This window comes from Microbacterium suwonense, from assembly GCF_030296555.1.
GTDB classification, from domain to species: Bacteria; Actinomycetota; Actinomycetes; order Actinomycetales; family Microbacteriaceae; genus Microbacterium; species Microbacterium suwonense.
Genome location: NZ_AP027728.1, coordinates 1,312,802 through 1,327,014, shown reverse-complemented (window position 1 = coordinate 1,327,014; position 14,213 = coordinate 1,312,802). Strand labels below are relative to the sequence as shown.

At 64.0% G+C, this 14,213-nt stretch carries 13 protein-coding genes; 9 read left to right on the top strand and 4 right to left on the bottom strand.

The genetic code is table 11. The features are described 5' to 3' along the window. Window positions 1–42: 42 nt before the first annotated feature. The 4 genes from QUE33_RS06730 (at window position 43) to QUE33_RS06715 (ending at window position 3,382) form a co-directional block, all read left to right on the top strand. Window positions 43–1,179 carry an NAD-dependent epimerase/dehydratase family protein gene (locus QUE33_RS06730; RefSeq protein WP_286302679.1) on the top strand — a complete coding sequence of 379 codons (1,137 nt, stop codon included), beginning with the start codon at window positions 43–45 and terminating at the stop codon, window positions 1,177–1,179. Between the two features lie 181 nt (window positions 1,180–1,360). Further along, on the top strand, window positions 1,361–2,281 hold the full coding sequence (locus QUE33_RS06725; RefSeq protein WP_350226555.1) for an acyltransferase family protein: 921 nt from the start codon (window positions 1,361–1,363) through the stop codon (window positions 2,279–2,281). A 61-nt stretch (window positions 2,282–2,342) separates the two neighbouring features. Beyond that, the gene (locus QUE33_RS06720; protein ID WP_286302678.1) at window positions 2,343–3,080 is read left to right on the top strand and encodes a glycosyltransferase; all 738 of its coding nucleotides are present in this window, start codon (window positions 2,343–2,345) and stop codon (window positions 3,078–3,080) included. After that, entirely contained in the window at window positions 3,014–3,382 is a 369-nt protein-coding gene (locus QUE33_RS06715; RefSeq protein WP_286302677.1) for a glycosyltransferase, read from the top strand. The genes QUE33_RS06720 and QUE33_RS06715 overlap by 67 nt, the downstream gene beginning before the upstream one ends. A gap of 32 nt (window positions 3,383–3,414) precedes the next feature. Here the strand turns inward: QUE33_RS06715 and QUE33_RS06710 are convergent, their stop codons facing one another. Genes QUE33_RS06710 through QUE33_RS06695 form a run of 4 tightly spaced genes read right to left on the bottom strand, consistent with a single transcriptional unit; the run spans window position 3,415 to window position 8,515 of the window. Then, complete coding sequence (locus QUE33_RS06710; RefSeq protein ID WP_286302675.1) at window positions 3,415–5,052, bottom strand: DUF2304 domain-containing protein; 1,638 nt, start codon at window positions 5,050–5,052, stop codon at window positions 3,415–3,417. Next, window positions 5,049–5,786 (bottom strand): glycosyltransferase family 2 protein, encoded by a 738-nt coding sequence (locus QUE33_RS06705; protein ID WP_286302673.1) that lies wholly within the window; start codon window positions 5,784–5,786, stop codon window positions 5,049–5,051. Before QUE33_RS06705 ends, QUE33_RS06710 begins: the two co-directional genes overlap by 4 nt. Before the next feature lie 51 nt (window positions 5,787–5,837). Then, entirely contained in the window at window positions 5,838–6,839 is a 1,002-nt protein-coding gene (locus tag QUE33_RS06700; RefSeq protein ID WP_286302671.1) for an LGFP repeat-containing protein, read from the bottom strand. Then, window positions 6,836–8,515, bottom strand: coding sequence for an LGFP repeat-containing protein (locus QUE33_RS06695; RefSeq protein ID WP_286302668.1), 1,680 nt, complete (start codon window positions 8,513–8,515; stop codon window positions 6,836–6,838). Before QUE33_RS06695 ends, QUE33_RS06700 begins: the two co-directional genes overlap by 4 nt. Window positions 8,516–8,679: 164 nt before the next feature. On the opposite strand from QUE33_RS06695, the gene rfbA reads away from it, so the two are divergent. From rfbA to QUE33_RS06670, 5 genes are all read left to right on the top strand, one after another. Then, window positions 8,680–9,549, top strand: a complete 870-nt coding sequence (gene rfbA, locus QUE33_RS06690; protein WP_286302666.1) for a glucose-1-phosphate thymidylyltransferase RfbA — start codon at window positions 8,680–8,682, stop codon at window positions 9,547–9,549. Next, window positions 9,549–10,547 carry a dTDP-glucose 4,6-dehydratase gene (gene rfbB / locus QUE33_RS06685; RefSeq protein WP_286302663.1) on the top strand — a complete coding sequence of 333 codons (999 nt, stop codon included), beginning with the start codon at window positions 9,549–9,551 and terminating at the stop codon, window positions 10,545–10,547. The genes rfbA and rfbB overlap by 1 nt, the downstream gene beginning before the upstream one ends. Further along, window positions 10,544–11,962 carry a sugar nucleotide-binding protein gene (locus QUE33_RS06680; RefSeq protein WP_286302661.1) on the top strand — a complete coding sequence of 473 codons (1,419 nt, stop codon included), beginning with the start codon at window positions 10,544–10,546 and terminating at the stop codon, window positions 11,960–11,962. Before rfbB ends, QUE33_RS06680 begins: the two co-directional genes overlap by 4 nt. 227 nt (window positions 11,963–12,189) lie before the next feature. Further along, on the top strand, window positions 12,190–13,557 hold the full coding sequence (locus QUE33_RS06675) for an acyltransferase family protein (RefSeq protein WP_286302660.1): 1,368 nt from the start codon (window positions 12,190–12,192) through the stop codon (window positions 13,555–13,557). Between the two features lie 34 nt (window positions 13,558–13,591). Beyond that, window positions 13,592–14,137: an SGNH hydrolase domain-containing protein gene (locus QUE33_RS06670; RefSeq protein WP_350226554.1), complete on the top strand. Its 546-nt coding sequence runs from the start codon at window positions 13,592–13,594 to the stop codon at window positions 14,135–14,137. Window positions 14,138–14,213 lie beyond the last annotated feature (76 nt).

Below are 14,213 nucleotides of genomic sequence, written 5' to 3'. Positions count from 1 at the left end.
GGCACGGATGCTGTGCCTCTGAGAACGATGGGGAGACCCGAAATGACCGAGCAGGTGCTCATCACCGGGGGAGCCGGATTCATCGGCTCCCGTCTGGCCGCTCGTTTCGCAGCGGCCGGTCACACGGTGACCGTGCTGGATTCGCTGATACCGCAGGTTCACGGCGACGACCCGGCGAACACATCGCCCATGCTGCGATCGCTGGATGGTGTGGCCACCGTGATCGAAGGAACTGTCACTTCGAAGGATGACCTCCGTCGAGCCCTGGACGGTGCAGAGGTTGTGGTGCACCTGGCCGCCGAGACCGGCACAGGGCAGTCGATGTACGAGATCGAGCGGTATGTGGATGCGAACGTCGGCGGAACCGCGAAGATGCTCGACATCCTCGCCAACGAACCCAACGACGTCCGACGAGTCGTGATCGCCTCCTCTCGTTCGATCTACGGTGAGGGCGCTTACCGGACGCGAGACGGCAGACTCGTCTACCCGCCGCACCGATCCGATGCTGACATGGCGGCAGGGGACTTCGATGTCCACATGCCCGGAGAGGGCGAGCTCTCCGTCGTCGCGACCGATGAGTCAGCCGAACTGCATCCGTCGAGCGTGTACGGGATCACCAAGCAGATGCAGGAATCGCTGATCATGACGGTGATGCCCACGCTCGGCAAGGAAGGCGTCTCGGTGCGCTACCAGAACGTCTACGGCCCTGGACAGTCTCTGAAGAACCCGTACACCGGCATCCTCTCCATCTTCTCGACCCTGATCCGGCAGGGCAAGGAGATCAATGTCTTCGAGGACGGCTTGGAGAGTCGCGACTTCGTGTACATCGATGATGTCGTGGAAGCGACCTTCCGAGCGGCCACCGCTCCTGCTGCGGCCGGGCAGACCCTCAACGTGGGTTCTGGCGTGGCTACGACGGTGAACGAGGTCATCGACGCACTTTTCGCCGCGTACGGCACCGAGGTTCCGACGCATGTGTCGGGCAACTACCGGCTCGGTGACATCCGCCACAACTTCGCCGACACCTCGGCGTTGCGTGACGTACTCGGGTTCACCCCCGAAGTCCCGTTCCGGGAGGGTGTTCGGCGGTTCGCCGAATGGGTGCTCACGGAACCGGTCGAGTCAGATGGCTACGAGCGCTCGCTGAAGGAGATGGCGGATCGGAAACTGCTGAAGTGAGTCTCTCTGCGGCACTCAAAGGTGTGCCGTACCCCTATCGTGAGAACAGCCTGAACCTCTTCCGGCTGGTACTAGCGGCCACTGTGCTGCTCGCGCACTCGTTCTACACGACGGGCAACGGGGATGGGCCGCACCTCAGGGGGAGAACCTCGGCGGCTGGGCTGTTGCAGGGTTCTTCGTCATCAGCGGGTTTCTCATCACCCGGTCCCGGTTGCGCTCGAAAGCAGGCGACTACCTGTTGCATCGTGCGACAAGGATCTTCCCGGCATTCATCGTCTGCCTGATCGTCACAGCGGTTCTGTTCGGGCCGCTGGCGATGCTGATCCAGTACGGCTCGCTGCAGGGGTACGCGACGACCGCGGTCACACCCGTCGAATTCGTGTGGAGCAACATCACGCTCTACATGAACGAATACTCCATCGGCAGAACCCTCAGCGAGCTCCCGTATCCCGCCGTGTGGAACGGTTCGCTGTGGACGCTGTACTACGAGTTCCTCTGCTACGTGCTCGTCTGGTGCCTTGGGGCCCTGGCGTGGTTCCGCCGCAGCGCGGTCCTTAGTCTGATCATCTTCGTCGTCGCCACAGCGGCCCACGCGAGCGGTTCGCTTCTGACGGCGCTCGGCCTGGACGGAAGCTTTGTGCTTTTCGCCAAACTGGCGCCATTCTTCCTTGGTGGCGCCTGCGTCTACTTCGTCATCGAGCGTCTGGGCGTGAACCAGTGGCTCGGAGTGTCCTCGCTCGCCATCGCGGCGGCGCAGATTCTGGCAATCCCGCATTGGGGAGGGCAGGCATCCGCGCCCTTTCTGGCCTATGGACTGCTGTGGCTGGCCACGATCATTCCGCAGCCGCGCTGGGTGGGAACCAATGATGTCAGCTATGGCTTCTACATCTACGCCTGGCCGGTTCAGCAGCTCCTGGTGCTGATCGGGTTGGGCGCAGGGGACGGCGCGCTCGGCTTCGTCGTCTACAACCTGGTGGCCATCCTCGTGACGTTCAGCCTGGCCTGGCTGAGCTGGACCTTGATCGAGAGACCGGCGATGAATCGCATTCGCCGCAGGCCAGCGGCGCCAGAGCGAGTGAGCGGCTCAGGGACCAGCTTGTAGGCTTGTGCACGTGCCCCGCGTTCTCGTAGACCTCCTTTCATACACCGGTACCAAGGGCGGTATGGAGACATACACGCGCGAGCTGTACCGCGCTCTTGGCCGGCTGCCCGGCGATTGGGAGTATGTCGGGTTCGTGTCTCGCGAAGGTGCAGAACTTGACCTCAACTGGTTCCCCGGACGTGTGGTCGAGTCCGGCATCAGCGGTGAGAACCGTTTTGCATGGGCCTGGGGCGAGCTGGTCCAGGTCGGGCGTGCGGCCCGGCGTGAACGTGCAGATCTGGTTCACGCTCCCGCGACTCTGGGGCCCCGCCGCACCGCGATGCCCACCGTCGTCACCATGCACGACATGTTGTACTGGAGCCATCCCGAGCTGATGACGACCCCGCTCTACACCGCGCCCGTGAAGTGGATGGAGCAGCAGGCGGCGGGCAACGCCGCTCACATCATCACGATCAGCCCGACCTCTCAGCACGAGATATCCAAGTACCTGCATGTTCCCATCGCGAAGATCAGCGTGATCCCGCTGGCAGGGCAGAGTCCTGCGGGCGTTGATCGGTCCCTCGCCGGATCCGAGGGTCCGCTCATCATTGCGATGGGCAACCGACGTCCGCATAAGAACTGGGGTGCCCTCATACGGGCAGCCGCGCTGTTGCCAGAGCACGAGCGCCCTCGCATCGTGATCACCGGGGGAGGGGCGATGACCCTCTTGCCTCCGTCGTGTCGGAGAACGGGATGGCGCCCTGGGTCGAACTCCGAGGGTGGGTGGACGACTCCGAGGTCGCGCATCTTTACTCGGTAGCGACGGCGCTGGCGATTCCCTCTTTCGCCGAGGGGTTCTCCCTGCCCACGCTGGAGGCGATGGGAGCCGGCCTGCCGACGCTGCTCAGCGATATAGATGTACATCGCTATGTAGGTGGTGACGCGGCGCGATACTTCGACCCGGCAAGCGATCGCTCACTCGCCGAGCTGCTCGCAGCCGTGCTGGCGGATCCCGAGCTCGTCGCTGCGATGTCCTCCGCAGGCCGTGCGAGGGCTGCAGAATTCACCTGGGCGCGTACGGCGGAAGAGACACGGGCTGTCTTCGAGGGCGCTCTGGCCTGACCTTCAGGTATGAAGCTGGGCGCGACAACGCCTCAGCGAGTCGGCGCAGACGCTCGGGCGACTGCGATGACGTGAACGATCGCGCCCAGTAGAGGCCCCATGAGCAGCGCGGCGACGACACGAGTGTGCGCCTCTATCGGGAGCAGGAGCACGACGATGGTCGCCCCTGCGCTGACCACCCATCCGGATGTGTACCAAGCGTGCCGATTCATCGCCAGCACGGCGGGCCCCGTGATGCACATGACACCGGTGAGACCCGCGCTCAGCACGATGAGCGCGAAGTCCATCGGGGTGAGGATCAGGAAGCCGGAGAAGAGCCAGGTCATGAGCGCCGGTCCCGCGACTGCTGCTGCGACCGCGAGCACGATCACGACGCCGAGCACGGCTGTCGTCCATCGAAGGATGCGCGAAGCAGAACCATGCGCGCTATCTCGGAAGGAAACCAGCAGGTATCCCTGTAAGGCTACGAGGGGGACGACCAGCGGTGCTCGCGTGAGAGTGATGACCAGGATGAACGACGCGAGCAGGTCAACTCCCGCGTCCGGTGCGAATGCCTTGAGGATCATCGGCAGGCCGCTGATCAGCGCGCCCGTGGACAATGACGCTGCCACGGTCGCGGCTGAGTTCTTGAAGAGCCGAACCATCGGGACATCGATCACCAGATGGTGTCTGATGCGTCTCCCGACCCAGAGCCAGATAACCAGCGCAGCCAGGAGAAACGGGACGGCCGTCGCCCACCCGAGCAGGATCGCGCTGCCTCCGGCAAGAAGCGCCGATGCGATCAGGATCACGCGGATCACCGCGTCGACGACGGTCATTCCTGCCACGGCGCCCCACTCGGTGAGCCCGTAGACCGCGCCGCTGATCGCCGCGACGAGGCAGTAGCCGAAGGTTGCAAGCGCGACCACGCCGACGAATGGCAGGGTTTCTGCCGGAAAAAGACGAGGCCCGCTCACCCAGAAGATGACGGCTACCAGGCCCGTCGCCGTGATGCCGCTCGTGATCGCGAACCTACTCCAGGTTCGGAAGCCGGACCCGGCCGGGCCACGCCGCGACGCACGAGTGAGCTCCTGCTGGATGCCGGAAAGGCACGTGACCACGAGGTAGGTCGCGGACCACATCGTCGCGAAATCGAGATACGCATCGGGTGCGACGATCGGTACTGCCAGCTGGATGAGGTAGCCGATGCCACCCGCGATGGCGGTCGCGATCAGGATGTGCCTCAGGCCGCCCCGGGTGGCCCGCCCAGCGGCAGGTTCAGCCATGTGGCTGATCGTCCGCGGGGGCTCCTGACGCGGTGCGCCGTTGTGTTCCTTCATCGCCGCGATCTCACGCGACAGCTCATCGTAGTCGCCGCGGAGTATCGCCAGTTCCTCGGCGGCACGCCTGATCTCATCCTCAGATTGGGACTGCTCCCACGAGAGGTGGAGGGAGACGCCGAGCAGTAGCAGGATCGCCATGGCGAACAACAGATTCGCCGGCAGGACCACGCCGAGCAGCGATGTCATGCTCAGGAGAAGCTGGGGGAACAGACCCAGCAGGAGCATCGCAAGCGCGATGATGATCCAGAGCACGGCATACTTCTCTCGCAGCCGGCGGGTGAGCAGCATCGCGAAGACCGCGACCAGCATGATGGCCGCGAGAATCGCCCCGGAGATCGCAATGGTCATCTGCTCTCCTCAGAACGCTTCGGTCGACGCGGATGGCGCAGCAGCGCGAGTCCGAGCGCGAAAAGTGAGCGCGCGAGGTAGACCGTCGAACCCAACGCCCCCTGACTGGGTTCACCGTGGACTCGAGGACGCATCGCCACGGGGATCTGAGTCACAGTCAGTCCGGCGTGGCATGCTACGACCAGCGAGTCGAGCGTGTCGCCGAGATATTCGGTGGGGTAGTAGCTGACGTACTGTGCGATCGCGCGTTCATTGGCAGCACGGAAGCCGCTCGTGACATCGGTAAGCCTCGTCTTCGCCACGCGCGACACGATGGCGGCGAGCATGATCATCGCCCAGCGTCGTGGACCGCGGACCTTGTAGTCTCCGACGTCACTGAACCTGGCGCCGATGGAGATGTCGGCCTTGTCCAGCCCCGCAAGAACCTGTGCGATGTCCGCAGGGTTGTGCTGCCCATCTGCGTCGACCTGTATAGCGCGGCGGTAGCCCTTGCGCTGCGCATACGTGAAGCCTGTGCGCATGGCCCCTCCGACGCCGAGGTTGAACGGCAGAGTGAGCACCGTCGCGCCTGCTTCGCGTGCAACGGCCGCGGTGTCGTCGACAGATCCGTCGTCGACAACCGTCACGTGATAGCGGGGGTCGGACGTGAGGATCTCACGTACTGTGTTGCCGACGTTTCTTGCCTCATTCCAGGCAGGCACGATCACCAGCACAGCATCCTGCGCGTGCGTCATAATCTCCCAAGTCTATCCACTGCCGCGACAAGCGCGCTTACAGGGCGATGCTCAGCGCACGACCACGGACCCGTTGGCGTACAGAGAGATCGTGCCCTTCTGGAATCGCTGCTGCCAGACACCGTTTCCGCTGGTCTCATTCGCCAGCGGCCAGCCGAGGCTGCCGCTCGGTCCGCCGAGCTTCCAGTATTCACGGTTGAGCACTCCGCGAGTGACCGCCAGTGCGGAGGGAGAGACATAGGTCCAACCACCGGCGAACTGCTGGACATAACCGTCATCGATCTTCGCTTCGCTCTTGGTCGGGAAGGAGAGGGGGCCGGTGTATCCACCGTTGGACTGGAACACTCGCCATGTCGTACCCCGAATCGCGGCGGTCACGCCCGCACGGTCGGTAGCGATGGAACCCAGCTGGAAAGGCTGTGCTTTGCCCGCACCCACCGGAACAGCGGGACCGGTGGCGAAGCCGAAGCCGGGGATGCCGCCGCCACGCACGAACTCACCGTACGTCTCAAGGGCCACGGCGGAGGCATACCCGTTGAACGGAACGAAGACGACGCCCTTCTGGAATGGCTGCGAATATCCCGCGGCCGAGGACTGCTCAGGTCCGGTGGGCGCTCCGAGCACGGCGACGCCACCAGCGACGCGGAACGCATTCAACGTCATGCCGAAGACCGGCGTCGTCAGTCCTTTCGCGTCGGTGATGAGAAGCCCGCCCTGGAAGGTCACCTGGGTGATGCCGTTTGACGTGGTGGGGGTCCCGAGAGGCCATCCAAGACGCCCGGTCTGCCCGCCAAGCTTGTCCCACTGCGCAGCCATGGACGTGCTGAGCGCGACCAGTGCACCGGGGGTGCAGACGATGCGGCCACCGTCGAAGTCCTGAACGAATCCGTCTGCAACCGCCCGTTCGGGACCCTTGGCCGCGCCGAGGAACCCCGATGCGCCGTTCAAAGCGTCATACCGCGACCTGATGGCACCGCGTACAGTCTGCGGACCGGACTTGCCGACCGTGAGGGTGACGTCGGTGAACCGCTGCGAAGACGCACTGGAACTCACCTGTGCCGGCGCTGCGGGGAATCCGACCTTGCCGACGCCGCCCGCGCTCGCCAGCGCGGAAGCCAGCGTTGTGACTGCGTACGTGCCGGCTGACGATGAGTAGATCTGCCCCCGGCGAACTCTTGAACGCTGCCACCTGCGACGCTCTTGGACGACGCCTTCGGAACACCGAGGGCGCCCTTCTCGTAGTCCTGCTGCGCATACGGCGCAAAGAACTGATCGGCGACGGCGAGGGTCGTCGACCCAGTGCGATAGGCAGCGGCCTTCGAGAGGAGCAGTCTCTGTGTCGAGGTTCCGACCGACTGGACGCTTGACACAGGGATCCCGTACTTGCCCGCAGTGCCTCCGGCAGCTGTCAGCCAGCTGTTCCACGACTCGTTCAGGAGGTAGGCGCCGCTGCTGGTCTGGTAAGCCGCACCGTGGTCGAACGTCTGCGTCGAGCCCCCGGCGACTGCGTACGCACGGCTGGTCGGCCAGCCGTACGCCCCGAAGACATTGCCGACGGACTCATGCAGTGCGAACATCGGAGCCGCGATCGCGAAGGCGCGTCCGTCGGATCGTTCGTAGATGCGGCCGCCCTCGAAGTCCTGGTATGCGCCGCCGGCGATCACCACGCGGTCTGTTCTCGGCCAGCCGAGTCCGCTTGCAACCTCCCCGACCAAGCGGTACTCGGTACGGATCGGACCGGTTACCGTGTGCCCCGGCTGCCCTGCCTTGACGAAGATGTCTGCGTTCGCGAACCGCTGCGACCAGCCGGGTCCGCTCGCCCACCCGCGCATGTCATCGGTTGCGCCGCCGATCCATCCGGACGCGCTGCCGTGGGCATGCCACACATCAGCGATTGCACCGGAAACGGACCTGCCCTGGGGATCGCCGAACCAGTCCCAGAAATACTGGAAGAAGTTCCTGTTACCGTAACTTGAGCAGCCGTCGCCTTCGCCGTAGCCGGCGCGCAGTGCGGCGCCGTTGGGCTGGTACGGGGTGTAGTAGTAGAGCGCCGACGTGGCCTTGTTCTCCACGTAGACGGGCGCGGTCCCACAGGAACCGTTCGGGTGGTACAAGATGTTCCAGGTGTGGCCGGGGGCGTACCACTTGAAGTAGCGTCCCTCCACGTAGATCTGCATCTGACGTGCCGCGCCGTACACCTGGTAGAAGAAACCGGCGAATTGAGGGTCGCAGCCGGCGGTGTCGGGGCATCCCTGTCCCATCGCCTTGTCATATCGCTTGGTGCTGGGGTATGTGTGAGTGACCAGACCCTGTTCCTTCTGAAGCATGACGATCAACACCTGCGGGTTGATGCCGCACGACTGCGCCACTCGGTACACGATCGTGGCCGCCGACTCGTTCGCCGCTCCGTTGTAGCCCTTGCAGTACGTGTCCGACGCACGATTGGGCGTGTTCTGACGGAAGTCCTTCAGACAGACGTAGCCAGATCGGCAGCTTGATACTTTTCCGCGTAGGAATGCGTCGATCTGCGCAGTCGTCATCGTCGATGAATTGAAGAACACGTCGTCGGAGATGATGTTGCCCGGTCGGAACAACGAAAGGTTCGCGGTCTTCACCGGGCCCGACATCGATGCGGCGATGCTCGAGGTGGAGGAGACGTCCGTTCCGGCGACCACGACGCTGTCCGCAGTCGCGTTCGCCGGACCGGCGACGAGGAGCGAGGCGGCCACGACTATCGCCGCTCCAGTCGCAAGGAGCGCGCGAAAACGGGTGAATCTCAAGCCGGTCACCTGCATATTGTGACTGATATATCCAGATGTTGCCACTGTGAACGAAGTGACGCACGTAAAGACGCTCCACCGCGTCTCTCCGCGGAGTGTGGCACGATGATCGAGTGAAGGGCATCATTCTCGCCGGTGGTTCCGGCACGCGCTTGCATCCGATCACCCTCGGCGTCTCCAAGCAGCTGATTCCGGTGTACGACAAGCCGATGGTCTACTACCCGCTGTCCACGCTCATGCTCGCCGGGATCGATGACATCCTGATCATCACGACCCCGCACGATGCCGCGCATTTCGAGCGCCTTCTCGGAGACGGTTCGCAGTTCGGCGTGAAGATCACTTTCGCTCAGCAGCCGTCGCCGGATGGTCTGGCACAGGCTTTCACGATCGGCGCTGACTTCATCGGGGACGACTCGGTCGCGCTGGTACTCGGCGACAATCTGCTTTACGGCCCCGGCCTGGGGACGCAGCTCAAGCGGTACGTCGACGTGGATGGTGGTGCGGTTTTCGCGTACTGGGTCTCCGAGCCCCAGGCATACGGCGTGGTGGAGTTCGACACTGAGGGCCGCGCGGTGTCGCTGGAGGAGAAGCCCTCGGTGCCGAAGAGCAATTTCGCTGTCCCGGGTCTCTATTTCTACGACAACGACGTGGTTGAGATCGCCCGTAACCTGCAGCCGTCGGCGCGCGGCGAGTACGAGATCACCGACGTGAACCGTGCGTATCTCGAGCGCGGCAAGCTTCAGGTGGAGGTGCTCCCGCGCGGTACGGCCTGGCTGGACACGGGGACGTTCGATCAGATGACGGATGCCACCGAATACGTGCGCACCATGGAACGCCGGACCGGTATGAAGATCGGTGCCCCGGAGGAGGTTGCCTGGCGGCAGGGATTCCTCTCGGATGTCGAGTTGCGCGAGCGTGCTGAGAAGGTGGTCAAATCGGGGTACGGGACGTACCTGCTCGAGATCCTGGAGAGGGGACGCTGATGTCGCGTCTGCTGGTCACCGGTGGCGCGGGATTCATCGGATCCAACTTCGTTCACCATGTCGTGGCACACACCGATCACGATGTGACGGTGCTGGACAAGCTCACCTACGCCGGGAACCGGGAGTCGCTGGCGGGGCTGCCCGGGAAACGCGTGTCGTTCGTCGAGGGTGACATCGCGGATGCCGAACTGGTCGACCGTCTGTTCGCTGATGCGGATGCCGTGGTGCACTACGCCGCGGAGTCGCACAACGACAACTCGCTGCATGACCCGCGTCCGTTCCTGGACACGAACATCATCGGCACTTACACGCTGCTGGAGGCAGCGCGCCGGCACGGCACCCGGCTGCATCACATCTCCACCGACGAGGTGTACGGGGATCTGGAACTCGACGATCCGGAGCGGTTCACCGAGACCACCCCGTACAACCCGTCGTCGCCGTACTCATCGACCAAGGCCGGTTCCGACCTGCTCGTGCGCGCCTGGGTGCGTTCCTTCGGCGTGCAGGCCACGATTTCGAACTGCTCCAACAACTACGGCCCATACCAGCACGTCGAGAAGTTCATTCCCCGTCAGATCACGAACGTGATCCGCGGCATCCGCCCCAAGCTGTACGGGGCGGGACAGAACGTGCGCGACTGGATCCACGCCGACGACCACTCCTCGGCCGTGCTCGCCATCCTCGAGAAGGGCCAGATCGGCGAGACCTACCTCATCGGCGCAGACGGCGAGAAGGACAACAAGACCGTCGTCGAGCTGATCCTCACCATGATGGGACAGCCCGCCGACGCGTACGATCACGTCACTGACCGTGCCGGGCACGACCTGCGCTACGCGATCGACTACACCAAGCTGCGCACCGAGCTCGGCTGGAAGCCTCAGTACGGCGACTTCGAGGCGGGGCTCGCCGCGACCATCGACTGGTATCGGGCACACGAGGACTGGTGGGCGCCGTCCAAGGACGCCACCGAGGCCTTCTACGCGGGCAAGGGCCAATGAGTATGGAGTTCGGCAAGAAGCTCGCCCGCACGGAGACACCGATCCCGGGGCTCGTCGTGTTCGACCTGCCCGTGCACGGCGACAGCCGCGGATGGTTCAAGGAGAACTGGCAGCGCGAGAAGATGGTCGCCGCAGGTCTTCCCGACCTCGGACCGGTGCAGAACAACATCTCCTTCAATGACGCGGTCGGGACCACTCGCGGCATCCACGCCGAGCCCTGGGACAAGTTCGTCTCACTCGCCACCGGACGCATCTTCGGCGCCTGGGTCGACCTGCGCGAGGGTCCCACCTTCGGCACCGTGTTCACCACGGAACTCGACCCGTCCAAGGCGATCTTCGTGCCCTGCGGAGTGGGCAACGCGTACCAGACCCTCGAACCGAACACAGCGTACGTGTACCTCGTCAACGACCACTGGTCCCCGAACGCCGAGTACTCCTTCCTCAACCTCGCCGACGAGACCGCTGCCATCGACTGGCCTATCCCACTCGACCAGGTCGAGTTGTCCGACAAGGACAAGAAACACCCGCGACTTGCCGACGTCAGCCCGATCCCGCCAAAGAAGATCCTGATCGTCGGAGCGAATGGACAGCTCGGCCGCGCGCTACACGCTGAGCTCGGCGACGAATCGCACATCGAATACACGACCCGCGAGACATTCGATCTCGCCAGCCCAGATGTCCCGACCGCGCGGCGCTGGCGCGACTACGGCACGATCATCAACGCCGCCGCCTACACCGCAGTCGACACCGCCGAGACAGCAGATGGCCGACGTGACGCCTGGGCCACCAACGTCACGGGACTGACCGCCCTCGCAAGAGTCGCGGCCGACAACGGGATCACTCTCGTGCACGTGTCCAGCGACTATGTGTTCGACGGAGGAAAGCAAGAGGCCTATGCCGAGGACGACCCGGTATGCCCTCTCGGCGTGTACGGTCAGACAAAGGCCGCAGGAGACGCCATCGCCGTCACCGTTCCCCGCCACTACATCATCCGCACCTCCTGGGTCATCGGCGAAGGAAACAACTTCGTCCGGACCATGGCCGCATTGGCCGATCGAGGCATCGACCCCAAGGTCGTGGACGACCAAGTCGGACGACTCACCTTCACGGCCGACATAGCGCGCGCGATCATTCATCTCCTGAACCTCGGCGCCGAGTACGGGGTGTACAACGTGACGAGCGCTGGCACACCTGCCTCGTGGGCGGACATCGCGCGAGAGGTCTACCTGCTCAAGGGGCATGACCCAGCGCGCGTAACCGCTGTGAGCACGGCGGAATACTATGCCGACGTCGCGGGGCCCGTATCGCCTCGCCCCGCGAACAGCACTCTTGACCTGCGAAAGATTGGCGAGACTGGACTCGTTCTCGGCGACGCGCACGTGCAGCTTGCCGGCTGGCTCAAGAACAATGTCTGAGAACGGGGCGGGTCCGTTCTAAGCTTCTCTGGCTAGCATGCTGAGGTTCTCATGTTCCCGAGCTGGTGTTCGATATGTCGTCCATTCCGAGCATCGAGGAGACTTCGCGCATCTTGACTTCCCACAGTCCTCCAACGACACCCGCGAGCACACGCAGAACGGTACGTCGGGAGAAGTCCGCGGTCGGCACGGCTGGATACCGCGCCGACATCGACGGACTCCGCGCATTGGCCATCCTTCTCGTCGTCGTCTACCACGTGTGGTTGGGTCGCGTCTCGGGTGGCGTTGACGTCTTCCTGATGATCTCGGCCTTCTTTCTGACAGCCTCGTTCGTGCGGAAAGTCCGCGGTGGCGCGCCGCTCAAGTTGGGCACATTCTGGCTTCGCAAGTTCCGTCGCCTCCTCCCAGCCGCGGCCACGACGATCGTCGGTATCGCCCTGGTCGCGTTCTTGACCTATCCCGAGATCGAATGGCCGAGGGTATGGCGCGAGGGCTGGGCGAGTCTTCTCTACTTCGAGAACTGGTCACTCGCTGCATCGAACGTGGACTACTACGCTCGGGATACCGCCACACCGAGCCCCTTCCAGCACTTCTGGTCCCTGTCAGTTCAAGGACAGGTCTTCGTCATCTGGCCTCTGCTGATCGTCCTCGTCGCACTGGCCACACGCAGAAGCCATCAGCGCGCTGTGCCCCTGCTGGCGCTCGTCTTCTCGACAGTTTTCGTGCTCTCACTCGGTTTCTCCATCTACGAGACATACACGGCGCAGTCGTTCGCGTATTTCGACACGCGCACGAGGCTGTGGGAGTTCGCCGCCGGTTCGCTGGTGGCGCTCGCCCTTCCTTACCTGAAACCCTCTCGTCTCGTTCGCATCCTGCTCGGATGGGGCGGAGTCGTCGGCATTGTCGTGTGCGGCATCGTCCTCGACGTGCAGGGCGGGTTTCCGGGGTACCTCGCGCTCTGGCCGGTTCTCTGCACTGCCGCCGTGATCGTCGCAGGCCAGCAGGAAGCGGCGGGATCGCCGACGCGTCTGCTCGCATCCAGGCCCCTTCGATTCCTGGGGCGCGACGCCTACGCCTTGTACCTCGTGCATTGGCCTGTTCTCATCACCTGGATGATGTGGACCGGTAGATCGGAACCCGGGCCGTACGCCGGCCTGGCGATCATCGTGATCTCATTCATCTTGGCCCGCCTGATCGCGTGGGGCGTAGAGCAGCCGCTCCGCCATGCACGAGTCTTCGATCGTCACGCGCTCTGGGGCGGGGCCGTGATCGCATGCACGGTCGCATTGGTTGGAATTCCACTTGCCGTCTGGCAGGCGGGTGCTGCAGCTCGCGACGCAGCTGTCATGTCGTCTGATGCCCGTGACTACCCAGGTGCTGCGCAGATTGACACGCCGATTGAGCCGCTGCCGGATCTCCCCTCAAGCCGCGACCCCTCAGGCTCGGAGACGAGTGGGTGGATCTCGGTGCCTCTTGCGGTTCGCTCGAGCCACACGACGACGTTCTGGCTGGAACGTGCTCGAGCAACGCGGCCGCGCATCGATCCGATGCTCCGCTGGTACTCGTCATGGGTGACTCTCATGCGCAGCAATTGATGTCGCCGCTTCGAGTGCTGGCTGACGAGAACGGCTGGGGGATGGTTGCGCTGCTGAAGGGGGATGCTCGATCGGAGCTGACGCGCCCTCGTGGTCGACTTCCGGGCCGCCATGCGAGCAATGGCGCAAGGCTGCTCTGGAGTACGCTGCGGATCTCGCTCCCGACGCCGTCTATCTCGTTGCGACGCGGGCCACTCCCGAAGGACCCGAGGTCTTCATCGAGGGGATTCGGACGATCATCGACGACCTGACCAATCAGGGCATCCAGGTGATCGCAGTGAGGGATAACCCCCGCTTCCGTTTCGACATGTATGAATGCGCGACTTCGTCCGAGAAGGACTGCGAGGTGCCCCAGCCGGAGTCCGCGGCAGATCTGGACGCGATCAGCCGACGTGGCGCGGTGGCTGCAGTGGACTTCAGCCCATGGTTGTGTCCCGATGGTGTATGCATGCCCGAGATCGGGAACATCGCGCCCTACATCGATGACAACCACATCTCGGACTCCTACGGCCGTACCTTGGCGCCGATGCTGAAGACGATGCTCGACAGCGGTGGGTTCGCGTTGCCGGCTCCCGGCTGACTCCAGCCAGCGGGGCCTCACAGGATCGGCAACGTCGTCACATTAGAATCGTCTGAGCAGACGGACCTGTGATCCG

Excerpts from the sequence above, each read along its gene's own strand:
- QUE33_RS06730 (WP_286302679.1), top strand. The coding sequence starts at position 43 with ATGACCGAGCAGGTGCTCATCACCGGGGGAGCCGGATTCATCGGCTCC.
- QUE33_RS06720 (WP_286302678.1), top strand. The coding sequence starts at position 2,343 with ATGGAGACATACACGCGCGAGCTGTACCGCGCTCTTGGCCGGCTGCCC.
- QUE33_RS06715 (WP_286302677.1), top strand. The coding sequence starts at position 3,014 with ATGGCGCCCTGGGTCGAACTCCGAGGGTGGGTGGACGACTCCGAGGTC.
- QUE33_RS06710 (WP_286302675.1), bottom strand. The coding sequence starts at position 5,052 with ATGACCATTGCGATCTCCGGGGCGATTCTCGCGGCCATCATGCTGGTC.
- QUE33_RS06705 (WP_286302673.1), bottom strand. The coding sequence starts at position 5,786 with ATGACGCACGCGCAGGATGCTGTGCTGGTGATCGTGCCTGCCTGGAAT.
- rfbB (WP_286302663.1), top strand. The coding sequence starts at position 9,549 with ATGTCGCGTCTGCTGGTCACCGGTGGCGCGGGATTCATCGGATCCAAC.
- QUE33_RS06680 (WP_286302661.1), top strand. The coding sequence starts at position 10,544 with ATGAGTATGGAGTTCGGCAAGAAGCTCGCCCGCACGGAGACACCGATC.